This window comes from Micrococcus sp. Mcc89 (assembly GCF_024519795.1).
Taxonomy (GTDB): domain Bacteria; phylum Actinomycetota; class Actinomycetes; order Actinomycetales; family Micrococcaceae; genus Micrococcus; species Micrococcus luteus.
The window spans coordinates 1-373 of record NZ_JALJRI010000035.1 but is presented as its reverse complement, the minus strand read 5'-3'; the positions used below and the strand labels follow the sequence as shown (position 1 = coordinate 373).

Below are 373 nucleotides of genomic sequence, written 5' to 3'. Positions count from 1 at the left end.
GTCGGCTGCACCTGCATTTCCTGCAGGCCCCGGAGGAGTTCCTGGACGAGGACGGGGACGGCCGGGTGGACGGTCTGCGGATGCGCCGGATGGAGTTGGACGGTTCCGGTGGGGTCCGTCCGACGGGGGAGACCGTGGACTATCCGGTGCAGGCGATCTACCGGGCCGTGGGGTATTTCGGTTCGCCCGTGGAGGGGGTGGAGTTCGATGAGGTGCGCGGGGTGATCCCGAACGCGGAGGGTCGTGTGCTGGATGCGGACGGCGCCCCGGTGCCGGGTCTGTATGCCTCGGGGTGGATCAAGCGGGGCCCGGTGGGGTTGATCGGGCACACCAAGGGTGACTCCCTGGAGACGATCAAGCATCTGATCGAGGA

At 68.1% G+C, this 373-nt stretch carries 1 pseudogene; it reads left to right on the top strand.

Annotation, left to right across the window (positions count from 1 at the left end):
* A pseudogene (locus NR072_RS11550) lies at nt 1-373 on the top strand (pyridine nucleotide-disulfide oxidoreductase); the annotation flags it as partial.